The sequence below is a fragment of the Streptosporangium sp. CA-115845 genome, assembly GCF_050943795.1.
Classification (GTDB): domain Bacteria; phylum Actinomycetota; class Actinomycetes; order Streptosporangiales; family Streptosporangiaceae; genus Streptosporangium.
On sequence record NZ_CP191988.1, the window covers coordinates 6,519,918 to 6,543,104 of the forward strand.

At 71.7% G+C, this 23,187-nt stretch carries 15 protein-coding genes; 6 read left to right on the forward strand and 9 right to left on the reverse strand.

What is annotated here, in order from left to right; genetic code table 11:
* Nucleotides 1-281: 281 nt before the first annotated feature.
* Nucleotides 282-1,568, reverse strand: a complete 1,287-nt coding sequence (locus ACQP0P_RS31465; RefSeq protein WP_433361521.1) for a cellulose binding domain-containing protein — start codon at nt 1,566-1,568, stop codon at nt 282-284.
* 584 nt (nt 1,569-2,152) lie between these two features.
* Between ACQP0P_RS31465 and ACQP0P_RS31470 the strand changes: the two genes are divergently transcribed.
* A complete protein-coding gene (locus ACQP0P_RS31470) occupies nt 2,153-2,371 on the forward strand; it encodes a hypothetical protein (protein ID WP_433361523.1) in 219 nt (72 codons plus the stop codon).
* Nucleotides 2,372-2,649: 278 nt separating this feature from the next.
* Here ACQP0P_RS31470 and ACQP0P_RS31475 read toward each other — a convergent pair whose 3' ends face one another.
* The gene (locus ACQP0P_RS31475) at nt 2,650-3,918 is read right to left on the reverse strand and encodes a glycosyltransferase (protein ID WP_433361525.1); all 1,269 of its coding nucleotides are present in this window, start codon (nt 3,916-3,918) and stop codon (nt 2,650-2,652) included.
* A 36-nt stretch (nt 3,919-3,954) separates the two neighbouring features.
* Between ACQP0P_RS31475 and ACQP0P_RS31480 the strand changes: the two genes are divergently transcribed.
* Together ACQP0P_RS31480 and ACQP0P_RS31485 are read left to right on the forward strand one after the other, a co-directional pair.
* A complete protein-coding gene (locus tag ACQP0P_RS31480; RefSeq protein WP_433361528.1) occupies nt 3,955-4,563 on the forward strand; it encodes a TetR/AcrR family transcriptional regulator in 609 nt (202 codons plus the stop codon).
* A 279-nt stretch (nt 4,564-4,842) separates the two neighbouring features.
* Nucleotides 4,843-5,151 carry a hypothetical protein gene (locus ACQP0P_RS31485; RefSeq protein ID WP_433361531.1) on the forward strand — a complete coding sequence of 103 codons (309 nt, stop codon included), beginning with the start codon at nt 4,843-4,845 and terminating at the stop codon, nt 5,149-5,151.
* A gap of 290 nt (nt 5,152-5,441) precedes the next feature.
* On the opposite strand, the gene ACQP0P_RS31490 is transcribed toward ACQP0P_RS31485, so the two are convergent.
* Nucleotides 5,442-9,419, reverse strand: a complete 3,978-nt coding sequence (locus ACQP0P_RS31490; protein ID WP_433361533.1) for an AAA family ATPase — start codon at nt 9,417-9,419, stop codon at nt 5,442-5,444.
* The gene (locus ACQP0P_RS31495) at nt 9,420-10,547 is read right to left on the reverse strand and encodes an exonuclease SbcCD subunit D (protein ID WP_433361535.1); all 1,128 of its coding nucleotides are present in this window, start codon (nt 10,545-10,547) and stop codon (nt 9,420-9,422) included.
* Nucleotides 10,548-10,688: 141 nt separating this feature from the next.
* Here ACQP0P_RS31495 and ACQP0P_RS31500 point away from each other — a divergent pair, with 141 nt between their 5' ends.
* On the forward strand, nt 10,689-12,206 hold the full coding sequence (locus tag ACQP0P_RS31500) for an alpha/beta hydrolase family protein (protein WP_433361537.1): 1,518 nt from the start codon (nt 10,689-10,691) through the stop codon (nt 12,204-12,206).
* An 89-nt stretch (nt 12,207-12,295) separates the two neighbouring features.
* On the opposite strand, the gene ACQP0P_RS31505 is transcribed toward ACQP0P_RS31500, so the two are convergent.
* Nucleotides 12,296-13,177 carry an enoyl-CoA hydratase-related protein gene (locus ACQP0P_RS31505; protein ID WP_433361539.1) on the reverse strand — a complete coding sequence of 294 codons (882 nt, stop codon included), beginning with the start codon at nt 13,175-13,177 and terminating at the stop codon, nt 12,296-12,298.
* A 151-nt stretch (nt 13,178-13,328) separates the two neighbouring features.
* On the opposite strand from ACQP0P_RS31505, the gene ACQP0P_RS31510 reads away from it, so the two are divergent.
* On the forward strand, nt 13,329-14,768 hold the full coding sequence (locus ACQP0P_RS31510) for an LCP family protein (RefSeq protein WP_433361541.1): 1,440 nt from the start codon (nt 13,329-13,331) through the stop codon (nt 14,766-14,768).
* A 23-nt stretch (nt 14,769-14,791) separates the two neighbouring features.
* Here the strand turns inward: ACQP0P_RS31510 and ACQP0P_RS31515 are convergent, their stop codons facing one another.
* Together ACQP0P_RS31515 and ACQP0P_RS31520 are read right to left on the reverse strand one after the other, a co-directional pair.
* Nucleotides 14,792-15,805, reverse strand: coding sequence for an enolase C-terminal domain-like protein (locus ACQP0P_RS31515; RefSeq protein WP_433361544.1), 1,014 nt, complete (start codon nt 15,803-15,805; stop codon nt 14,792-14,794).
* Nucleotides 15,806-16,036: 231 nt separating this feature from the next.
* Entirely contained in the window at nt 16,037-17,407 is a 1,371-nt protein-coding gene (locus tag ACQP0P_RS31520; RefSeq protein WP_433361547.1) for an MFS transporter, read from the reverse strand.
* A 350-nt stretch (nt 17,408-17,757) separates the two neighbouring features.
* On the opposite strand from ACQP0P_RS31520, the gene nhaA reads away from it, so the two are divergent.
* A complete protein-coding gene (gene nhaA / locus ACQP0P_RS31525) occupies nt 17,758-19,068 on the forward strand; it encodes a Na+/H+ antiporter NhaA (protein WP_433361550.1) in 1,311 nt (436 codons plus the stop codon).
* Between the two features lie 195 nt (nt 19,069-19,263).
* Here the strand turns inward: nhaA and ACQP0P_RS31530 are convergent, their stop codons facing one another.
* Nucleotides 19,264-20,424: a VWA domain-containing protein gene (locus ACQP0P_RS31530; protein WP_433361552.1), complete on the reverse strand. Its 1,161-nt coding sequence runs from the start codon at nt 20,422-20,424 to the stop codon at nt 19,264-19,266.
* Nucleotides 20,417-22,942, reverse strand: a complete 2,526-nt coding sequence (locus ACQP0P_RS31535; RefSeq protein WP_433361554.1) for a DUF5682 family protein — start codon at nt 22,940-22,942, stop codon at nt 20,417-20,419. The genes ACQP0P_RS31530 and ACQP0P_RS31535 overlap by 8 nt, the downstream gene beginning before the upstream one ends.
* Nucleotides 22,943-23,187: the final 245 nt, after the last annotated feature.

Below are 23,187 nucleotides of genomic sequence, written 5' to 3' on the forward strand. Positions count from 1 at the left end.
TCGGGTCCCGGGATATCAAGCGGCCCCCGGCCGGCCAATGAAAACAACAGGAAATAGGCCGGCGGGCCGTCCGGGGCAAGACTAGGGGCGGACCGTCGAATAAAGCAATATGAACGCGAGCGACCCGGTCGGCGACATTCCGTGATCAGGACTCGACGGAACGTGTTGAATTCTGGAAATGCGTCTTTCCGCTCCACGCCGCGGTTTCTCCGAATGTAATTCTGGACGACGAGAGAACGGTGCCGGGCCGTCGCCATTCAGCTCAGGCCCGGCGCGTCGTCTCAGGCGGGCACTCTCGTGCAGACGATGTTGTTGAGTTTGAACTGGGCCGGAATATTGTTCGTCCCGGTGACGGTCGCCGAGAAGCCGAGGCTCTGACTGGATCCGGGGCCGATGTAGGAGTTATAGCCGACGTTGCGGGCGGTCACCTGGGTGCCGACCTGGGTCACTGTGGCGTCCCAGCCGGTCATGATCTGCTGGTTGCCCGACCAGGCCCACGTCAGGGTCCAGCCGTCGATGAGGGTCGTGCCGGTGTTCCTGATGACCACTCTGCCGTTGAAAGCGCCGCTCCATGCCTCGGTGACGTAGATGACCTCGCAGGAGGTGCCCATCTTGAGCCCGCCGCGCAGGAAGGTCGCGAAGTTGGCCCAGGTGGGGTTCAACGTGCCGGTGCCGACGGTCTCGGCGCAGTTGGTGGTGGTGCGGACGGTCTGCATGCCGTACTGGGCGGGGTCCATGATCTGGGGCATCATGTGATCCGCGCCGGGCACCGAGACGAACGTGGCGTTGCCGCACTGAGCCTTGATCCTGTTGTAGAGCAGGACGCTCTGCCCGTGCGGTACCAGGAAGTCGGCCTGGCCATGCAGGAACATCAGCGGCGGGTCGTTGCCGTCGACGTAGGTCATCGGATTGGCCTGGGCCACCGTGGCCGGGCAGGTCTGGATCGGGCAGCCGACCAGGAGGGATTCCGGGGAGGCGGGAGAGTCGTGGTCGAGCCCGCCGGTCGGCAGGTTCTGTGCGTTCATCTGCAGGAAGTCGGTCGGGCCGTAGAAGGCGAGTCCTACCTGCACGGCGCTGGAGACGCCGGTCGTGCCGACGGTGCCCTCCATCGCCGCCACGCCGCCGGACAGGGTGGCCATCTCCGTCAGCCAGCCGCCCGAGGAGTCGCCCATGATCGCGAAGCGATTGGGGTCGATCTGGTACGCAGAGGCGTTCGCACGCAGCCAGCGGATGGCCGCCTTGATGTCGTGCACCTGGGCCGGGAAAATCGCCTGGGCGCTGGACCGGACACTGACGCCGGCCACCGCGAAGCCCAGCGGGTTGAAAATGGCCGCGATCGCGTCCGCGCCGGTCTTGCCGTCGTCGCTCGTCCACGCCGAGCCGGTGTGCCAGATTAGCAGTGGCCGGGGCGTGATGCCGGTGGACGGCAGGTAGAGGTCCAGCAGATGCCCCCTGCTACCGGTCGGTTGCGGGGCCGCGTAAGCGATGTCAGTGATCACCTGCGTGGCGTGAGCCGGTGGCGCGGAGGCCACTGACACACCGACGGTGGCCAGCAGGGTCATCGCCATGCCGACAATCATGGCCGTGCGGATTCGAGCTTGCATGGTGCGACTCCGGTCGGTCGGATGATCGCCGCTTCCCCGGTGGCCGTCCGTGTCTTCTCCCGTGCCGGGGCAGCCGCGATCGGCACGCCGACCGTAGCGCCTGCGAGAACAACGTCCTGCTCGAGTGTCGCGGCTTCCATCGATATGGGCGGGGAGACAATATGACACGTAAGTGACGATGGTCAAAGTTTTCTTTACATCGTTCCAATTGAACAGGAAAAGCGACATAAATCGTACTTATAGATCACATAGTACGAAGACAGTCCAGATCATCCATGGCATGCACAGGCAGTCGGATACGCACCCACGAGGTCTTTCAAGGCCGCCACGTCTGGAATTGGACAGCAGCCGGAACCCTCCGAGAACAGGCGACCCGGAAAGCGACGCCGGCTTTACCGACGGTAAACACCCGCGAAACATGCGCCCCCACGACAACGCCGATGAAAGTTTCAGCTCCTTCCCGCGACCGATTCGGGCGCGACAATCTTCCTGGCGCGTGATGAGTGATAATGTCCACCGTCATGATCTCCCCAATCGCAGGAGGACGAATGCGAAAGGTACGCGCTGTTCTCGTCTCGGCCGTCATGGTCCTCGGAGTGTCGCTGACGATCGGCGCCACCCCGGCGCACGCCGAGAGGCTGGCCGGCGTCTTCAGGGACCACTCGGAATGCGAGCGGATCGGCACCCAGGGCATCACCCAGGGCTGGTGGGACAGCTATTCATGCGAGTGGGACGGCCGGTACCGCTATTACTTCCTCTACGCGTGACCCCGTGAAACGCACGCACCCCCGGCGCCGAGGGATCGAACCGGGGGCGCGTGCTCATGATCCGTGGGTCGTGGGTTCAAGTCCCCCGCCCTACCACGCCGGCCTGCGGCTTTACCCGGACCTGTCGTCGCGTCACCTGATCGTGAGTCTTTGCGCTGCTCACTACGGGAAGTCCGGCAACAGGCGGATGTCCGTCGCATGGTTCCGCCGCGTCTCATCGGGGACGTGAGGCTCGACGTTTGTCGCCGCACCCGTGGCGGGATATCCAGTCCGACCTGTCACCCTGGTCGGCGACCGGGCCCGCGGGTGGCCCGGAGCCGGTTCACCGCCTCGACGACGGGCGCCGCGCCGTCCTCCGCCGAGACCCGGACCGAGAGGGCCTGGGCGCGTTGCCGGTAGGCCGAGTCGGTGGCCGCGGTGGTGAGTGCGGCGGCCAGCCGTGCGGGCGTCAGGCTGCGAAACGGGATCGCGGCCGGAGCGACGCCGAGTGCCACCAGCCGGGATGCCCACGACGGCTGGTCGTTCATGACCGGTACAGGCACGGCGGGCACCCCCGCCCGTACCCCGGCCCCGGTGGTGCCGCTGCCGCAGTGGTGGGCGACGGCGGCCATCTGGGGGAACAGCCAGTCGTGCGGCACGTCGCCGACCGCGAGAACGTCGTCCGAGAGGGGGCCCTGCAGACCCGTCTGGAGCACGCCGCGCAGTCCGGCCCGCCGCAGCGCGTGTACGGCGACTTCCGTGTGCTGTTCGGCTCGCGTGCCGGCCAGGCTGCCGAAGCCGATGAAGACCGGCGGAGGGCCCGACGTGAGGAAGTCGCACAGCACCGGGTCCGGCTGCCAGCCCCGTGGCCGGGACGGCCACCAGTAACCCGTGATCTCCAGCCCCGGCCGCCAGTCTGCCGGGCGCGGCAGCACCAGCGGGCTGAACCCGTGGAAGACCGGCCAGTGTGTGCTCTCCCTGCGCCGGTAGAGGGCGCGTGGGGTCATCGGGGGCAGCCCCAGCCGGGCCCGCATCCTCGTGCTTACCCCGGCGAGCAGCGGGCCCGCGGCGGGCACCTCGAACGCGAGCCGGGCCGCCCTGCGGTTCCCCCACGGCCCAAGCGACCGGCGGAACAGGCTCATGACCGGCGGAAAATCCCCCGTGGGATCGATCGGCTGCAGGTGCACCCCCATGCTCGGCACGCCCATCGCCTCGGCGACGTGATAGCCCGGCGCGCCCGCCATGCCCAGCAGGAGCAGATCGGCCTTCTGCTCGCCGATCTCGGCCAGACCCTCTATGAGCTGCTCACGGTATTCCTTGAAGGCACTGATGGAGAAGCGTCCGGCCAGCACGAGCGGGTCTCCGGGAAGGGGGAAGTGCTCCAGGCCCGCGTCGGTCACCAATGGCGCGTACGGGTCGTGCGCGGCGATCGTCACGTCATGCCCGGCCTCGCGTAAGCGCACCCCCAGTCCTGTGTAGGGCGCCACGTCCCCCCGCGTGCCGACTCCGATGATCAGAACCCGCATCCGGATCGCCTCCGTCGTCTTCGGTTTGTCATACAGTTGCATGATAAAAGGAAACGACGGCTTTTACCATGCACTCGCATGAGAAAGTGGCGGGATATGCCGAAGATCGTCGACCATGACGCCCGGCGGCGGCACATCGCCGAGGCCGTGCACCGCGTCATCCATGACAAGGGCATGGAGAGCGTCAGCCTGAGGGAGGTCGCCGCCGAGGCCGGGATGTCCATGGGGGCGGTGCAGTACTACGTCACGACCAAGGACCAGATGCTGCTGCTGGCGCTGGAGCGCATCAAGATCTGGATCGGGGACCGGGTGGCGGCCGTGGCCGCGCACCGGTCCACGCCGCTCGACGTGCTGCGGGCGACCGTGCTGGAGCTGTTGCCACTGGACGAGGAGCGCAGCTACCTGAACCGCATCGGGCAGGCGTTCCAGGCGAGCTCGGTGGTGTCCGAGGACCAGGCGGCCGCGATGCGGATCGGGTACCCGGCCCTGCTGTCCTTCTTCGCCGAGCAGATCAGGGCCGCCCAGGCCGCCGGGCAACTCGCCACCGACCTGGATGCCGGCAAGGAGGCGAGCATCCTGTACGCCTTCGCGCAGGGCATCGTGAACGCCACCCTGGTCGGGCACTACACGCCCAAGGAGGTCGCGGCGTTGCTCGACTACCACCTGGCGCGGCTCCGCGCGGGGTGAGGGCCGTAGCGGTAATCTTCGGCCGGTCCAAGCCGTAGCCGATTTCTGAGTTCAGCTCGAAGGCGGTCAGCCCCCATAAGCCCAAACCCCACATCAAGATGATCTTGAAGGGTTGAGCACCGGGGCTTGATCGACAACGGAACGGCCAGTGGCGTTAGCGAGCCGACACGGGTGGGGTTGCCGCCATCCACCGTTCCGTTGTCGATCAAGCCCCGAGCGCAATTCGGCGAGCTACTCTCAGGCGGGCGATATTTCCAGGACTGCGAAGGAGCTGACCCGATGGTCCTTGGAGTGATGCAGTGGGTCCTACTAGGGCTCGGATGCCTCAACACGGCGTTGGGCATCTACGCACTACTGACCAAGCGAGTCCCCGGCTGGGCCTTCCGGCGGCGTGAGGCTCCTGAGCCTTACCGCTACGGCTGGGGGCAGCTGCTGGTGTCGCTCTTCGCGTTCGTCGCAGCGTTGCAGCCGATGACGATGGATTGGCCGTTCGAGTTGTCCATCACGCTGCTCATGTTGGGGTTCGGGGCCTTCCTCGCAGGGCTATGGCTGATGCATTCGGGGAAGCGGGCTCGGCGGATTTCCTGACCGCTCGGGAGGGCCCGGAGGGACCTCACCGATTTCTTCGGCAACTGCTCTGGAAACCGTAGTCGGGTCGCCCTGGGGAGTTTCCCCCCGGGCTCCCACAGAACGGAACGTGACGGTCTCCCGTCATTCCGCTCTTCTCATCTCAAAGGACGGATCGGTTCCTCCGTCGCCGGAGTCGGCCAGGAGGACGAGGAGCCCCGTCCGGCGACGCCTTCGGGTTGGCACTGGTCAAATCAGTACAGCCAGGGCGCGACGCGCTGGCGGAAACGGCCCGGGTGTGCCCTGTCGCGTCACTCGGTCTCCATGCGCCACAACCGGACCGTCGAGCCGCGGCGCTCCTTGCGGATGTGCAGTTGGGCGGGGACCCGGGTGCGCAGCTCGGCGACGTGGCTGACGATGCCGACCGCGCGGCCGTTGTCGCGCAGGCCGTCGAGGATGTCGAGCACCCCGTCGAGGGTGTCCTCGTCCAGGGTGCCGAAGCCCTCGTCGACGAAGAGCGTGCCGATGTCGACTCCCCCGGCCTCGGCGGTGACCACGTCGGCCAGGCCGAGGGCCAGGGCCAGGGAGGTGATGAAGCTCTCGCCGCCCGACAGGGTCGCCGGGTCGCGGCCGACGCCGGTCCAGCTGTCCAGGATGTGCAGGCCGAGCCCGCCGCCGGACCTGCTCCGGTCGCCGGCGGAGCGGTCGCGGTTGTGCTCCAGCAGGTAGCGCCCGCCCGACATGTGGTCGAGCCGCTCGTTGGCCGAGGCGACCACCTGGCTGAGGCGCTCGCCGAGCACGTATGAGGAGAGCCGCATCCTCCACCGGTTGTCGGCGGAGTTCCCGCCGGTCAGGGCGGCGAGCCGGTCGGCCAGGCGGTGCTGCTCGTCGGCGGGCCGCCAGCGTTCCAGGCAGGCGGCCAGCTCGGTGCGGAGGGCGGCCAGCCGGGCCAGCCGGCCCTCGGCCTGGCTCCGCTCGGAGAGCAGGCGGGCGTGGGCGGCGTCGGCCCCGTCCCGCGCCTCGCGCAGGCTCGACAGGTCGGGCTCCGGCTCGGCGGCGGCGACGACCAGCTCGGGGTCGGCGAGCATCGCGGCGACCGCGGCGCTCTCCGTGGCGAGCTCGTGGAGACGGGCGGCCTTCTCCTCCCGGTCGGCGGGAGAGCATACCGCCGCACGGGCGTCGTCCAGCCCGAGGAAGCCCGCCTCGACGACGGCGCTCAGCGCCCGGTCGCGGGCGGTCACCAGCTCGGCGGCGCTGACCCGCTCGTCCCTGACCGCCTCGACGGCCTCCCTGAGCAGTTCCGCCTCGTCGGCCAGCCGGTCCAGCCTGGCGGTCAGCGTCGGGTCCTGGCCGCGTGCCTCGTCGATGCGCCCGGCCAGCCGCTCGGCGTCGGCGCCGAGCCTTTCGACGTCCGTACGGCGGGCCGCCAGGTCGACGGCGAGTTCACGCGAGCGTTCCCGGAGCCGCTCGGACTCGGCGGCGATCCCGGCCGCCTCCGCCGCCAGCGCCGGCTCGGCCTCGGCCGACTTCCGGAGCGCGGCCAGCACTCCCTCCGCCTCGGCGAGCTCGCCCGTGGCGTCCGGTAAGGCCAGGTCGCTCCGGGCACTCGCCTCCCGGTGGGCCGCGGTGATCTCGACGGCGTGGACGGCGGCGGCCAGGGCCGCGGAGAGACCCTCGGCCTCCGCCGCCAGGCGGTCGCGGCGGGCCTGGACCGTGAGGTCGTCGCCCCGAGCCCCGTCCAGGCGGGCGGTCAGGCGCTCACGCTCGGCCTGCCATCCCGCCAGGCGGGCATGGCCTTCGGCGAGCCGCCGGGCGATCTCCTCGATCCGGGTTCTCGCGTCGTCCAGCTCGGCGGCGATCCGCTCCACCTCGGTGGCGAGGGCGTCCTCGGCGCCTGCCGCAGAGGTCAGCGCCGCCAGTTCCCGTTCGGCCTCGGCGAGGGTGTCCTCCGCCCGTTCCCCGGTCTCCTCCCCCGCGACGGCGAGGACCTCGTCGAAGCGGGAGAGCAGCACCGTGACCGTGGTCTCCGCGCCCCGGCGCCGTTCCTGGGCCGCCTCGTAGGCGCCCTGGGCCGCGCGCTCGTCCTCGGCGGTGTGCGCCTCGTCGGCCGGGGCGGCGGGAGCGGGGTGGTCGGGTGAACCGCACACCGCGCAGGGGTCGCCAGGGGTGAGCTTGGCGGCGAGCTCGGCGGCCATGCCCTCGATCCTGGACCGCTGGATGTCCTGGTAACGGTCGCGGAGCGTCTGCGCGAGGTCGGTGGTCTCGACCTGAGCGGCGCGCGCGACCTCCAGCTCGGCGCTGAGCGCCTCGCGGCGCCGTACCGCGGTGAGCGCCGCGGTGGCGGCCTCGGCACGCGCCCGCGCAACCGGCATTCCCGCCCCGGCGGCCCTGGCCTCGTTCAGCCGTACGGTCGCCTCCGCCGCCTCGGCGGGCAGCCCCTCCCGGCGCTCGCGGACCTCGGCCTCCTGCCGGGCCGCCGCCGCGAGCTCACCGTCAAGTACGGCGATCAGCCCGTCGAGTTCGGCCAGCCGGACCTCCTCGACCCGCAGCCCCTCCAGCCCGGCCAGCGCTCGCCCGCACTCCCTCTCCCGGGCGGCGAGGACCTCGCGGACCTCACCGGGCTCGGCGGACGGACCGGCGCCCTCGCGACGGGTCCCGAGCACGTCAGGGGCCTCGCCCGGAAGCGTGTCACCGCTCCCGGGGGGAAGCCCCGCTCCGAGCGGGTCATGGGTTTCGGGAGTGGCGAGGGCATCGCGGCCCCCTGGCGGGAGAGCGGCAAGCCTGGCGGCGAGGTCGGTGCGGGCCGCGGCCAGGCCGGCGGCGAGGCGGTCGCGCTGCTCGGCCGCCCGGAGGCGGGTGGCGGCGCCCTCGACCGCCGACTCGGCGGCGGGGATGCGGGCGGCGTCCAGACGGGCGGCGGTGAGACGCTCGTCCACCTCCCGCCGGAGCTCGGGGACGACCTTCAGGCGGGAGTCGGCCACGGCCTGCGCGGCGGCCAGCTCGACGATCTCGCGAGCGGTCCTCTCCCGCTCCTGGACGATCTCCGCCAGGCGTGACTCCTCCGCGCGCAGCTCGCCCAGGCGGGTGATCTCGCTCCGGCGATCGCGTTCCAGCCCGACCAGATGGCCGAGCAGGGCGTGACGGCGGTCCGCGTCGACGTCCGCCTGGTCCCGGGCGTCGTCGCGGACGACGTCGGAGGTGGCATCGAGGAGAGGGAGTGCGCGGGCGACGGCGTCGGCGGCCAGGCTTCGGGCCTTGGTCGCGGCCTCGGCGCGCTGCTCGGCGCCCTGGATCAGCGGCAGCACCCGGTCGGCGCTCGCCGCCTCCTCCAGGAGGGTCTCCAGGTCCGCCCGTTCCTCGGCGGTCTCCTCCAGCGCCCGGCTCCTGGTCAGCGCCTCGGCGTGGCGGCGGCGCCGGTCGGCCAGCGCGGTGCCACGTTCCAGGCTCTCGCGCGCCTGCCGTACGGCGGCCTCGCTGCCAAGGCCCACACCGCTCAGCCGGGTGACCTCCCGTGCCGCGAGTTCCTCGACCGCGTGGGCCCATCCCAGCGGGTCATCCTCCACCGAGACCTCCACTGAGGCCTCCACCGAGACCTCGGTCAACGCGGCCGAGAGCGCGGACCCCGCGGCTTCCTCAAGACGTTTCACCGCGAAGTCGACCTCCTTGCGGAGGGCCTGCTGCTCGCGGAACGCCTCGGTGCGCCGGTCGGCGAGCCAGGACTCGGCGGTGGCGTAGACCTTCACCGAGAAGAGGCGCTCCAGGACCTTGCGCCGGTCCTCCCCGTCCGCACGGAGGAACTTCGCGAAATCCCCCTGGGGCAACATCGCGACCTGGAGGAACTGCTCGGCGTTCATGCCGAGCAGGGCGCCGATGAACTCCCCCGCCTCGTCGACCCGGTTGGTCAGCCCCACCCACTCCCCCGAGGGGGCCAACTCGGCGAGCAGTGCCTTCTCGTTCTCCCTGGTCGTGCCGGTGCCCCTGAGCTTGGGGCGCTGCCAGCCGGGCGACCGGGTGATCTTCAGCCGGCGCCCCCTGATCGTGACCTCCAGTGCCACGCTGGGCCCACGTCCCGGGGGCGCGTGGTCGCAGCGCAGGCTCTTGGCGCTGTCGCGCCTGCCCGGCACCCTGCCGTACAGGGCGTAGCAGAGCGCGTCGAGCACCGTGGTCTTACCCGCCCCCGTGGGGCCGTGGATCAGGAAGAGCCCCGCCTCGGCGAGGGCGTCGAAGTCGACCTGCTCCTCACCGGGGAAGGAGCCGAAGGCGGTGATCCACAGACGGTGCGGGCGCATCTACGCCATCGCCTCCTTCGCGCGGGAGGCCTCGACGGCCCTCTGCAGCAGTTCGGTCTCGGCGAGGTCGGCGGCCTCGCCGCGCACCTCGCGGACGAAGTCGAGGGCGACCTCGATCTCGGGGCGCCCGGCCACCCTGGGCCGGGTGGCGGTCTCACCGACCCCGCCCTCGGGTTCGAAGGACAGGGCGAGCGTGTGCGGGAAGCGGGACCTGAGCCGCTCCATCGCGCCCTTGGGCCGGATCCGGTCGACGAGCGTCACCTGGAGCCAGTGGTCCTCGTAGCGGGCGTGCTCGGGTGCGGCCAGCAGGTCGTCGATGCGACCGGTGAGCCGGCCGACCGGCCTGGGCACCGGGGCCTCGGCGAACTCCGCGCGCTCGTACCCACCGGGGCCGATGTCGACCAGCCAGGACCCCTTCACCTGGCCGGCCTCGGAGAAGGAGTAGGCGATCGGGGAACCGGAGTAGCGGACGGTCTCGCTCATCCGCTGGCGACCGTGCAGATGGCCGAGCGCCACGTAGTCGACACCGTCGAAGGCGGACACCGGGACGTGCGCGACGCCTCCCACGCTGATGTCGCGCTCGCTGTCACTGCCCCGTCCCCCGGTCACGAACGCGTGGGCGAGGACCACCGACCGAGGTCCGCGCCGGGTGAGGTCGGCGCGGATCAGGGACATGGCGTGCCCGATCGCGGCGGTGTGGGTGCGCTCGGGCAGCTCCCAGGGGGCGCGCACCAGCTCGGGCTCCAGGTAGGGGATGCCGTAGAAGGCGACGTCGTCGACGACGACCGGCTCGCCGACCCGCTCGGGGTCGGTGCGCAGGTGGACGCCTGCCGCGTCGATGAGGTGCGCGCCGAAGCCGAGACGGCGCGCCGAGTCGTGGTTACCGCTGATCAGCACGGTGCGCGCCCCGGTGTCGACCAGCCGCCGCAGCGCCTGGTTGCACAACTCGACCGCGTCGACCGAGGGCAGCGCCCGGTCGTAAACGTCGCCGGAGACCGCGACCACGTCGATCCGCTCCGATCTGACGGTCTCGATCAGGTGGTCGACGAAGGCACCCTGGGCGGCCAGGAGACTCTCCCGGTGGAACGAGCGGCCCAGGTGCCAGTCCGATGTGTGCAGCACCCGCATGTCGCACGAAGCTAACAGGACTCAACGACAAATGTGGCCACTCACATCACTCGGATCGCCCGTTCCGCTCAGGGTTTTCGTCCATGAGTACGCTTGAAGATCGGAGGGAACGATACCGGGAAACGACGATCACGGAGGCGAGTGACGATCGGGGATCGGATCGGTAACCAGGCCGGCCGTGGCGTTCTGAGCGTCGCCTCCGGCCTGATCCTCGTGGTTCTCGCGACGGTGGGCTACACCCTGCCGCCGCCGTTCGACCCGACCCCACTCCGCGCCGACCCGGTCTTCCAGACCCTTCCTCCCCAGCCGCCGGACGAGGTCAGGCCGGTCGTCGCGACCAGGCGGATCACCATGCAGGACATCACCGTCACGGCCGAGGACGGTACACCGCTCGAGGCGACGATCCGCGCGCCGGTCGCCCCCGGACGCCACCCGGCGCTGGTCTTCGTGCAGGGGGCCGGGCCCGGGGTCAGAGGAGAGTTCACGACCCAGGCCGAGTGGCTGGCCAGGGCCGGGATCGTCACCCTCGTCTACGACAAGCGGACCGTGGGCTACGACTTCCGCAACCGTGACTTCGGCCTGCTCGCCCGCGACGCCCTGCTCGTTCTGGAGGAGCTGCTCGTCCGCGACGACGTCGACCCGGCCAGAGCGGGGCTCTGGGGGGTGAGCGAGGGCAGCTGGGTGGTGCCCATCGCCGCCACCAGGAGCAGCGCCGTCGGGTTCACCGTGCTGGTGTCGGCCCCCAACGTCTCCCCCATGCGGCAGGTGACCTGGGCACTGGGCGAGCAGCTCGAACGGCTGTACGCGCCCAGCGGGGTACGCGAGCTGCTCACCCGCGCCATGGGCGCCGTCGACATGAACTTCCTGCGCTACGACGGCCTGCCCGCGCTGCGCGGGATGCGGCAACCGGTCCTGGCCCTGTACGGCACGCGCGATCCCTCGATCCCGTTCGTGGAGAGCAGCATGGCGTTGACCGGCGCGCTCACCGAGGGTGGCAACAGCGACTACACCATCCGCTACCTCGACCGCGCCGACCACGGCATGCGCGTGCACGGCGGCCCGTTCGCGCCCGGCTACCTGCAGACGCTGGCCAACTGGGTCCTGGGCCTGCCCGGCACGGCCAGACCCGCGGTGCGCATCGCCGGCGCCACGCCGATCCAGCGCCTGGAGGCCAGCGACGTTCCCGCGGCACCCTGGTACGCCGGGGGGACCGTCATCGGGCTGACGCTCTGCCTGGCCGCGGTCGGCTACGTGGTCGGCCCGGTGGCCGAGATGGTGGTGCGGCTCCGCGGCCGGTCACCCGCCGCGGAGGCCAACGCCCGGATCTGGCCGCCGGTCCGGCGGCGGTTCCGCCGGATGGCGTGGACCGGGGCCGGGCTGCTCGTCTCGGTGGCGGCGTTCATCACACTGCTCGTGCTGTTCTCGGTCAACCAGGCCGGGGCGTGGCCCGCGGTGCTCACCGGGTGGCTGGTCATCAGGATCCTGGCGCTGCTGATGCTGCTGCAGGAGGTCACGGGCGTGGCGGCCGTCGTCGCGGGGTTGCGGGAGGGCTGGGAGCCCTCCCGTCCGCAGAGTTTCGCGATCGCCGGGGTGCTCGGCGGCACCGCCCTGCTCCTGGTGGCCGCGGCCTACTACGGCCTGTTCGCCTTCCCCTGGTGACGTCCTGATCGCCGGCGCGACATCTCGGCGGGCTCCCGTTCCGCCCACGCCACCTCTCGCGTCCTGACCTGACGGCGAGACCCGAAGGGTCAGGGACGTTCGTAGGGGTTGTCCGGCCAGGAGGGGACCGCGGCGGGGAGGTCGTGGGAGACCTTCATCGGGAACTTCGCCGGCCGCTTCTCCAGGAAGGCCGTGACGCCCTCGACGCTGTCGGGCGCGGAGCCGAAGTCGCGCATCAGAATCGAGTCGGCTCGGTGGGCCTCCCAGGGGGAGGCGGCCGACAGGCCCGACCACATGAGCCGCCGGATCGCGGCGACCGAGGCGGCGGAGGTGTTGTCGGCGATCTCGCGGGCCAGCGCGTGGGCGGCGGGGAGCAGTTCGCCGGGGGCGACGACCTTGGAGACCAGACGCCCCTGGAGCGCCTCGGCGGCGGGGAAGACCCTGCCGGTCGCGGCCCACTCCATGGCCTGGGAGATGCCGACGAGCCGGGGCAGGAACCAGCTGGAGGCGGCCTCGGTCACGATGCCGCGCCGGGCGAAGACGAAGCCGAACCTGGCGGTGTCGGAGGCGATCCTGATGTCCATCGGGAGCGTCATCGTCACCCCGACACCCACGGCGGGGCCGTTGATCGCGGCGATGACCGGCTTGAGCGACCTGGCGATCCGGAGCGCGACCGTGCCGCCGCCGTCGCGGGGCGAGCCGTCGACGGTGTCCCCACCACCGAACATCTCCTCGCTCCTGCCGTGGTCGAAGGTGTCACCGCCACCCCCGAGGTCCGCGCCCGCGCAGAAGGCGCGGCCCCGGCCGGTGACGATCACGACGCGCACCTCGTCGTCGGCGTCGGCCAGGTCGAAGGCGTCGATCAGCTCGATGCGCATCGTGTGGGTGAAGGCGTTGAGGCGGTGCGGGCGGTCGAGGGTGATGGTGGCGATGCCGTCAGCCACGCCGTACTCGATCTCGGTGAAAGCCATGACCGAATCTTATTCCAGTCAAAATCACAGGATAAAGCCTTGCCGGCTTCCCGAGTTGTTCACCGACTTGTCGCCCGCGACCTGGTTTCGCCCCCCTACCATCTCCCTGCGGCGGTCAAGTCCGAGTCGAGCGCGAGGAAACGGGGAGCAATTGCGGGACAGATCAAAGCCGCCCGGCGTCGGTGCGGTCATCGGCTGGACGGCGCTGGCCGCCATCGCCCCGGGCGCCGCGCATCTGCGCGCCGGATGGCGAAGGACCGGGCTGGCGCTGCTGTGCGCGTACGCGGCGCTGCTGCTGGCCCTGCTCTGGGTCGCGCTCACCTCCGACCTCGGTGACCTCGCCGGGCAGCTGGTCTCCTCCTCCTGGCTGACCGGCGTCACGGTGGCCTCCCTGGCGCTCGGCGTCGCCTGGTTCGTCCTGGTCGTGCACTCGTTCGTGGTGATGAACCCCGGCACGCTGCCCGGCGCCGGGCAGGCGGTCGCCGGGGTCCTGGCGGGAACGCTCGCGGTGGCCGTACTGCTGCCGTTCGGCCTCCTCGGGCAGTACGCGGCGGTCTCGCAGTCGGCACTGGACGACGTCTTCAGTGCCCCGTCCACTTCACGCCCCACCAGCGGCGGGGGTGGCGAGGACGACCCGTGGGCGAGCCGCGACCGGGTGAACATCCTGCTGCTCGGCGGGGACGCCGACACCCACCGGGTGGGCGTGCGGACCGACAGCATCAACGTGGCCAGCGTGGACGTCGAAACCGGCAACACCGTGCTGCTGAGCCTGCCGCGCAACCTGGAGAACGTCCGCTTCGTCCCCGGCTCCCCCATGGCGAGGCGCTTCCCCGGCGGATTCAGGCTCCCGGCCAACCCGGACGGCTCGCGCGAGGACCTGCTCTTCGCCGTCTGGGAGTACGCCGACGCGCACCCGGAGATCTTCGGGGGCCGCGAGAAACAGGGAGCGAAGACGCTCATCGACACGGTCGGCTACACGCTGGGCCTGAAGATCGACTGGTATGCGCTGGCCAACATGTGGGGCTTCGCCCGGCTGATCGACGCGATCGGCGGAGTGACGGTGACCGTGCCCCAGGACGTGGTCTTCGGCAAGTACGACGAGGGCCTGGTCAAGGCGGGTACCCGCAAGCTGCGCGGCGCCGACGCGATGTGGTTCGCCCGCTCGCGCACCAACAGCGACGACTACACCCGGATGGGACGCCAGCGGTGCGTGCTGGGCGCCCTGCTCTCCCAGGCGGACCCGGCGACCGTGCTGTCGCGGTTCAACCAGGTCGCGCTGGCCACCAAGGAACTGCTGCGGACCGATATCCCGCGCCCGATGCTGGAGCACCTGGTCCCGCTGGCGCTGAAGGTCAAGAACGCGAAGGTGACCAGCGTCCAGTTCGTCCCGCCGCTGATCAACACCGGCTACCCCGACTGGAGCAGGATCCGCACGGTCACCGCGAAGGCCCTGCACTCCTCGGCCGTCACCAGGCGTCCCCTCACCACCACCCCCCAGGCCACGGCCTCCCGCACCCCCCTCCCCAAGGCGAGCAGCACGGCGAAGCCGGACCCGACCGCGCCCAAGGGCATCACCGAAGGCTGCGGCTGAGCAGGGCTGCCGGGAACGTCGCGCTACGCCGAGTACGACTCCTTGGCCAGGCGGCGGACGCGGGCCTCGTCGATGCGGTGGCCCAGGCCCGGCTGGGTGAGTGGCACGGCCACCACGCCGCCGGAGGCGCCGACCGGCGGGTCGACGATCTGCGCGCTGCGCGGCGGTTCGGCCACGTCGCAGGGCAGGGTGCAGCCGGGCAGGCTGGCCGCGGCGACGGTGGCCGCGCGGGCCAGCCCGGTGCCCCGGCCTCCGGCGCAGGCGATCTCCCATCCGGCGCGCACCGCACGGTCGTGCACCCGCCGCACCTCGCGCAGGGAGCCCAGGGCCGACGGGCGGAGCAGCAGCGCCCTGCCCGCCCTCGCGGCGATCGCCTCGCCCAGCTCCGCGGCCGAGGCGATCTCGAGCAGGACCGGGGCGGCGACGCGCTGCTGCAGGTCGGCGTGGTCGGCCAGACCGGCGGGACCGGCGAAGGGACGTTCGATGGCGGAGAGCGTGTAGGCGTCCAGCGCCTCAAGGGCGGCGACGTCGCGGTAGGCACTGCGGGCGTCCACCGCGATGCCCAGCGCGGGGTACGCCTGGCGGACGGCGCGCAGCGGCTCGATGTCCCAGCCGGGATGGACGTCCAGGGTGACATGGGCGTACCCGGCGCAGACATGCCGGTTCACCCGGGCGACCAGGCTCTCCAGGTTGCGGTCGGCGCCGATCCTGACGGTGGCCATGAGGGAGGTACGGGTACCGCCCAGCGCGTGGGCCAGCGGCACTCCGCGCATCCTCGCCCACAGGTCCCAGCAGGCCATGTCGGCGGCGGATCCGCCGGGTACGGCGCCGAGCTCGTCGGGGTGCTCCCAGTCGACGCCGATCAGCGCCTGCGCGAGCCCCTCCTCCAGCGCGACCCAGGTCTTGGGGTCGGCGTCGACGACCTCGCCCCACCCGGTCATGCCCCCGTAGTCGGTGAGCCGGACGAGGATGCTCTCCGGCCGCCTGCCGTACGGCAGGACCAACCGGAACACCTCAAGCTCACGGACACGCGGCATGACCCCTCCTTGACCTCTCCGAACCCGGGGAATTCGCTCCTAAAACACGAATCCCGCCCGAAGGCGGGACTCCTCTCAACACCACCGGGAACGGTGCTCTTCCATGGTGCCACGGCGGCCCGCGAATGCCTCCTGCCGGTAGGGGTGGGTTTTGGTCTGGTTTTTCCGATATTTCCGGCGCTTTCTGCGCAAAGAGAACTCAGGTCGGGCAAGGGGTGCCCCAAGAAGAGCTCAGCCCCGGACAGAGGCGTCGGCTCTGACCCGGGCGCCGACCAGGACCCCGGTGGTCGCCATCAACGCCGCCAGCCCGAAACAGAGCAGGTAGGCGACGGCCGAAGCGCCCAGTGCCGCCAGGAGCGCGCCGGCGACCGCGACGGAGACGACCGTGTACACCGACTCCGCGACCCCCAGCGACGCGCTGTTCTCCCCCTCCTGCCCCGGAGGTGACAACTCCAGGACGAGCACCGACAGCGTCGGGTACACGATGCCCATGCCGAGCCCCAGGACGATCTCCCCGAGGAAGGCGGCGGCGACCGGGACGACGGCGAAGACGGTCAGGCCCATCAGCACGAGTCCAGCGGCGATCAGCGCCGAGCCGCAGCGCAGCACCAGGACCCGGTCGAAACTCCGGCGGCCCACGACCCACGAGCCGAACGACCAGCTCAGCGCGCCACCGGTCAGGGTGAGCCCGGCCATGGTCAGCGACAGGCCGCGCTCCTGGTTGAGCATCAGCGGCAGGAACGCCTCCCCGCCGATGACCGCGCCCGCCGCGATGCCCCGCAGCGAGATCACCGCGGGCAGACCCCTGGCCGCGCGCAGAGTTCCCTCCGGGAGCAGCCGGGGCAGCGCCGCGACCAGCGTGCCCAGACCGACGACGAGCAGGACCAACCCGGCGCCGCGCGCCGCGCCGCCGTACTGCATCAGTGCCGCGCCGACCGCGACCAGCACCGCCCAGCCCAGCCGTCGCGCGATCGAGGAGCGCGGGCCGGTCTGCGGCCGCTCCGACATGGGCGCGGCGGCCAGCCCCCGCCAGAACAGCAGCGCCGCGGGGAGGAGGATCACCGTCACGCCGATGAAGACCCAGCGCCAGCCCGCGTACTCCACCACGAGGCCGGTGATCACCGGCCCCACCATGGAGGGCACCACCCAGGCCGTCGCGAAGATCGAGAACACCCGCGGGTGTATCTCGGCCGGGTAGACCCGCGAGACCAGCACGTACATCGCGACCTGGAAGACGCCACCGCCGAAGCCCTGCACGAAACGGCCCACGACGAACACGTCCATCGTCGGCGCCGCCCCGGCCACGACCAGCCCCGCGGCGAAGAGCGCCACGCCGGCCCAGAGCGGCCCCACCGGCCCCCTGACGTCGCCCCACCGGCCACCCAGTACCGTCGCGATCACCCCGGCCGCCATCGCCCCGCTGAACGCCAGCCCGTACAGCGCGTGGCCGTCCAACTCGTCGGCCACGACCGGCATGGCGGTGGCCACCGCCAGGTACTCGAAGGCGACCAGGGAGATGAGCGCCACCATCCCGACGGTCAGGGCACGGTGCCGCGAGGCGAATATCCCGTCAGCACGCTTTTCGCCCGTCATGGTAATCATGGGCCGACGGTACGCCCGGCGCCCCGTCCCCTGCATCGGACTTCTACCTCAGTCCTTGGTCGTAGGACCGGCGTCCCGGATGCGGGAGACCAGACCTCCCAGGAGCAGGTCGAGCCCGAACTCGAATCACTCCGTGCCGTTGGCGTCCATCAGGTCGTCGATCCGGGCGACGAGATCGGGGAACCGGTCGGCGGGCAGACCCCGTAGAACCCGGCGACCTGGCCGGAGAACTGGGATCGGGCGGCGGCACCCCCGCGGGGAGGACCGATCTCCCTGCGGGTACAGTGGCCGGTGGTGCGCCGGGAAGTCTGGTCGGCAGTGACTGACCCGACCCCGAAAACGGAGCACCGATGACCGAAACCCCGCCTGGCACCTCCCGCCTGCTCGGCCTGGGCTCGTGGCCCGAGGCCCGCCGCATCGCCGGCATCCTCCGCGAGGAGACCGTCGGTGGAGCGCTGCTGCTGGCCGGCGCGGTGGCCGCCATGATCTGGGCGAACTCCCCGTGGTCGGGCACCTACGAGGCGCTGCGCGCCTTCAGGATCGGCCCGGCGGCGCTGCACCTGGATCTGAGCCTGGCGACCTGGGCCGCCGACGGGTTGCTGGCGATCTTCTTCTTCGTGGCCGGCCTGGAGCTGAAACGCGAGTTCGTCGCCGGTGACCTGCGCCAGGTGCGGCGGGCCGCGGTGCCGGTCGCGGCCGCACTCGGCGGGGTGATCGTCCCGGCCGTGCTGTACCTGCTGCTCACCCTCGGTGCCGGTTCCGGCGCGGCGCGGGGCTGGGCGATCCCGACGGCCACCGACATCGCGTTCGCCCTGGCCGTGCTCGCGGTCATCGGCCGGTTTCTCCCCACCGCGCTGCGCACCTTCCTGCTCACCCTGGCCGTGGTCGACGACCTGGTGGCCATCATCATCATCGCCCTCTTCTACACCGAGCACCTGTCGGTGCTGCCGCTGCTGGGCGCGCTGGTGCCGCTGGCGGTCTTCGCCATGCTGGTACAGCGCCGGGTACGCGCCTGGTGGCTGCTGCTGCCACTGGCCGCCGCCACCTGGGCGCTGATGCACGCCTCGGGCGTGCACGCCACCGTCGCCGGCGTGCTGCTGGCCTTCACCGTGCCGGTCCTGCGCAGCGAGCGCGCCGGTGGTCCGGAGGCCGGGCCCGGCCTGGCCGAGCACTTCGAACATCGCCTGCGGCCGATCTCGGCCGGGGTGGCCGTGCCGGTGTTCGCGTTCATGTCGGCCGGGGTGAGCCTCGGCGGCCTGAGCGGTCTGGCGACCGCCCTGACCGACCCGATCGCGGTGGGTGTCGTCGCCGGGCTCGTGGTCGGCAAGCCTCTCGGGATCATGCTCGCGACCTGGTTGGTGGCCCGCTTCACCCACGCCCATCTGGACGAGGACCTGGCCTGGGTGGATGTGGCCGGGCTGGCCATCCTGGCCGGTATCGGGTTCACCGTCTCCCTGCTCGTCGGGGAGCTGGCCTTCGGCGCCGGCAGCGAGCGTGACGCCTACGTCAAGGTGGCGGTCCTGACCGGCTCCCTGATCGCGGCGCTGGCCGCGACGGTGATCCTTCGCCTGCGCAACCGCGTCTACCGGCGCATCCACGAGGCCGAAACCGTCGACCGCGACCACGACGGCATCCCCGACGTCTACCAGGAACGTTCCTGAGGAGAACCGTGGCTCGACGTGCCGGCGAGAGGCCACCGGGCAAAGAGCCGCCCAGAACGGCCGCGCGCGACGGCGGCTGATCCGTCGGCGGGTGCCCGGCCACCGGGTCGAGGTGCCGCCCTCGGTCCGGGTTCGGCCCCTGACGTCCTGGCGAAGGTGGGCCCCCGTGGCCTTGCCTCCTTCACCAGGACGGGATCAGGTGGCGGTGCGCTCCAGCCGGCGCTCGGCCCACTGGCCGATGTCGCGGCGCTCGATCGCCGCGGCCATCAGGTCGGGGAAGGCGTCGGGGGTGCAGGCGAAGGCGGGCACCCCCATGGCCGCGAGCGCCGCGGCGTTGTCGTGGTCGTAGAAGGGCGCGCCCTCGTCGGAGAGCGCGAGCAGCACGATCACCTGGACGCCCGCCGCGGTCATCTGGGCGACCCTGCGGAGCATCTCCTGCCGCACGCCGCCCTCGTAGAGGTCGCTGATCAGGATGAAGATCGAATCGTTGGGGCGGGTGATGAGGCCCTGGCAGTAGGCGATGGCCCGGTTGATGTCGGTGCCGCCGCCGAGCTGGGTGCCGAACAGCAGCTCGACCGGGTCGTGGAGCTGGTCGGTGAGGTCGACGACCGCCGTGTCGAAGACGACCAGCGAGGTCTTCAGCGAGCGCATCGAGGCGAGCACCGCGCCGAACACACTGGAGTAGACGACGGAGGCGGCCATCGATCCGCTCTGGTCGATGCAGAGCACCACCTCTCGCTGGACCGCCCGCTGCCTCCTGCCGTATCCGACCAGCCTGGACGGGATCACGGTGTTGCGCTCCGGCAGGTAGTTCCTCAGGTTGGCGCGGATCGTGCGGTCCCAGTCGATATCTGCGACCCGCCTGGGCCGGTGGGTCCTGGCCGAGCGGTCCAGAGCACCGGTCACGGCGGCCTTCGTCTTCTGAACCAGCCGCCGTTCCAACTCGGAGACGACCTTGCCGACCAGCGCCCTGGCCGACTCCCGCGCCTTCTCCGGCATCACCCGGTTGAGCGACAGCAGGGTGCCGACCATGTGCACGTCCGGCTCGACGGCCTCCAGCATCTCCGGCTCCATCAGCAGCCGGGTCAGGTTCAGCCGCTCGACGGCGTCCTTCTGCATGACCTGGACGACGGTCGAGGGGAAGTAGGACCGGATGTCACCCAGCCAGCGCGCCACCCTGGGCGCGGAGGCGCCCAGGCCGCCGCTCCGCTCGGCCGCCCCCGCGCCGGCGCCGGCGCCGTTGTACAGCGCGGCCAGTGCCCCGTCCATCTGGGCGTCGGTTCCGGCGAGCGAGCACCCGGTGCCGTCGGCGTCACCGCCCAGCACCATCCGCCAGCGGCGCAACCGCTCATCCATCGCTGCTCCCCGTCCTTCCCAGAATCGCCAGCACGGTCCGCACGGCCGCCGCCGCGCGTTCCTCGTCGAACTCCTCCGCGTCCGGTGCCCGATCCGCGCCGCCGGAGCCGAGAGAGCGGACGCGCGAGCCGATCGAACGCCGCTCGGGCGCGGCGAAGGCGCCGAACGTCCTGCGGAGCAGGGGCAGCACGTCGACGAAGGTCTCCGGGGCGAGTCCGGTGAGCCACTCGTCGACCAGCCCGAGCAGCCGGGAGTCGTGGACGAGCAGCAGCCCGCCCCCGGAAAGGAACCCCTCGATCCAGGACGCCGCCCTGGCCGGCGGGTGCCCCGCCGACATCGCCAGCGACATCCGACGGCCCGCCTCGGCCGTGTCGAGGTCGGCCGCGTCCAGCAGGATCCTGGTGAGCCGGCCCTCGATGAGCCCGTGCAGGTCGCCGCGGCCGCAGGCCCCGCGCAACGCCACCAGCCACCGTCCCTGCGGAGACTCCTGCTGCGGGTGGGCAGCGCCTCCTGAGGCTCCGGTGCTCCTCGCCTCCTTCGCGCCCGCCGGACCGTCCAGGCCCACGGAACCGGCGGAGGCGCCCGGATCACCCTGAGCCCCCGTCTCCCGTGAACCACCGAAGAGGCCAGGACCGGCGGGCACCGCTTCGAGCAGGGAGACGGCGGTGTGGACGGCGTCGATGTGACGGATCAGGTCACGGGCGGCGTCGTCGTCGAGGCCGGTGACGGCGCCACCGAGGCCGACGCAGATCCTGGTGAGCATCGCCCAGGCGATGGCGGTCAGGCCGGTGGCTGGGGTACCGCGCACGTCGCCGTATCGCTGGGCGCGGACCATCGCCGGGAGCGCCGCCATCAGGTGCGTGACGTCGCCGTCGAGCGCGGCCCGCGCCGACAGGGCGTCGAGCACGTGCGGCAACGCCTCCGGCAGGTCGGCGAGCAGGCAGTGCTCCACCAGGCCGGTGAGCCCGGCCAGCGTGACGCCGCCGGACGCCCCGCCGCCGGACGGTCCCCCGGTCCCGGCCGCACCGCCGACCCGGCCCGGCATCCCCGAGCCGGGGGTCCCGCCCCCATCGGCGAGGTCGCGGACGCGGGCGGCGGCCGCCGACGGCACGGTCGTGCCCCAGGAACTCGCCTCGATCAGATCGATGTCGAACTCGGGCCGCCAGGCGAGCGACCACGACTCGCGGAAGGTGCCCTTGCTCCGGCTCTCCTGGGGAGTGCCCCAGCCGACGCCGAGCAGGCGGAGCCGGTGCAGCAGCCTGCTGCGCTCCAGGTCGAGGGGTTTGCGCAGGTCGAGGTCGTACTCACGGTCGAGCGCCTCGGGCTTGAGCCTCACCCGCCGCTGCTCCTCGCGCAGGTGGCGCTGGAGGGGGACCATCGGGGTGCTGTCCGGCACCTGGCCGAGCCGCTCCCCCACGACCATGCGCCGCTGGATCAGCTCCACCGGCAGGTCGTCGCCCTCGCACAGCACCGCCCTGACCGCCTCGGTGACCTCCGCCAGCCCGGCCAGGGGCCGTCCCCTGAGCACGGCCAGGCTTTCGGCGAGCCGGACCGCCTCGATGACGTGGGCGGAGGAGACCGGCAGGTCCTCCTCACGGAGCACCCCGGCCGCCCCGGTCAGCCACCGCTCGACGGGGCGGTTCGGGGAGGCGAACAGATGGTGGTACCAGCCAGGGGAGGTCACACCCGCGCCGTACCCGCTCCAGGAGGCCAGCCGCCCGTACGTCCACGGCACCCAGGTGATCTCGGCTCTGACCTTGGGCAGCCCTTTGAGCAGCGCGTCGTCGGCCTTCACGGTGGGCAGCCCGGCTCCCCAGGGCGCTCCCTCACCCGCCGTGCCAGCCAGCGCGGGGACGTGCCAGGCTCCGCAGACCACGGCGATCCGCTCGAAGCCGTCCCGGATCGCCCTGCGGATCGTGCGCCGCATGAAGGCCTCGCGCCGCGCCTCGTACCCGTCGGCGACGTGTCCCTCGCGGACCGCCTCCACGGCCTGGGCGATCATGTGGAACGGGGTGTCGCCGCGGTGCTCGACGGCGTCCTCCCACCACCGTTCCGGGTCGTCGTATCCGGCGGCGCGGGCCAGGGCCCCGATCGGATCGACCTGTACGGCGTCATCCGCCGCCTCACGATGGAAGCCGGGAACCCCCGTGTCCGGCTCCTCTCCTGGCCGCGGCTCGGCGTCGCCGGTCGCGCCGGGGCGGGAGGCGAGGCTGTGCGCGGCCGGCAGGTCGCAGAAGCGGACCGGGATGCCCGCCCCGACGGCGTGGCGGAGCGCCTGCCACTCGGGGGAGAACACCGCGAACGGCCAGAACGCGGCGGTGGACGGCTCGCCCGGCACATGGGCGAGGAGCGCCACCGGTGGCCGGAGGTCGGGGTCACGGGCCAGCTCGACCAGCTCGTCCGCCTCGGGCGGGCCCTCGATGAGCACGATGTCCGGCTTGAGGCGGTCAAGCTCGTCGCACAGGGACCGCGCCGACCCGGGTCCGTGATGCCGGATCCCCAGCACGGAGACGCTCATCGTCGCCCCTTGACCGGTGAGGAAGCCGTCTCACCGATCGGTGGCACCGGCGGCGTGACGCGATGACGACCGCGCGGGGTGGCCTCGGGCATGCCCCCCGATACGGGACCGAGGCCAGGTGAGGAAGCCGTCTCACCGACCGGCGGCATGGCGCGATGGCGACCGCGCGGCCTGATCACCGGCGTACCATCCGATGCGGGGCCGGAGCCCGGGACGGAGATCGGGAGCGATCCCCTCCGGGGGGT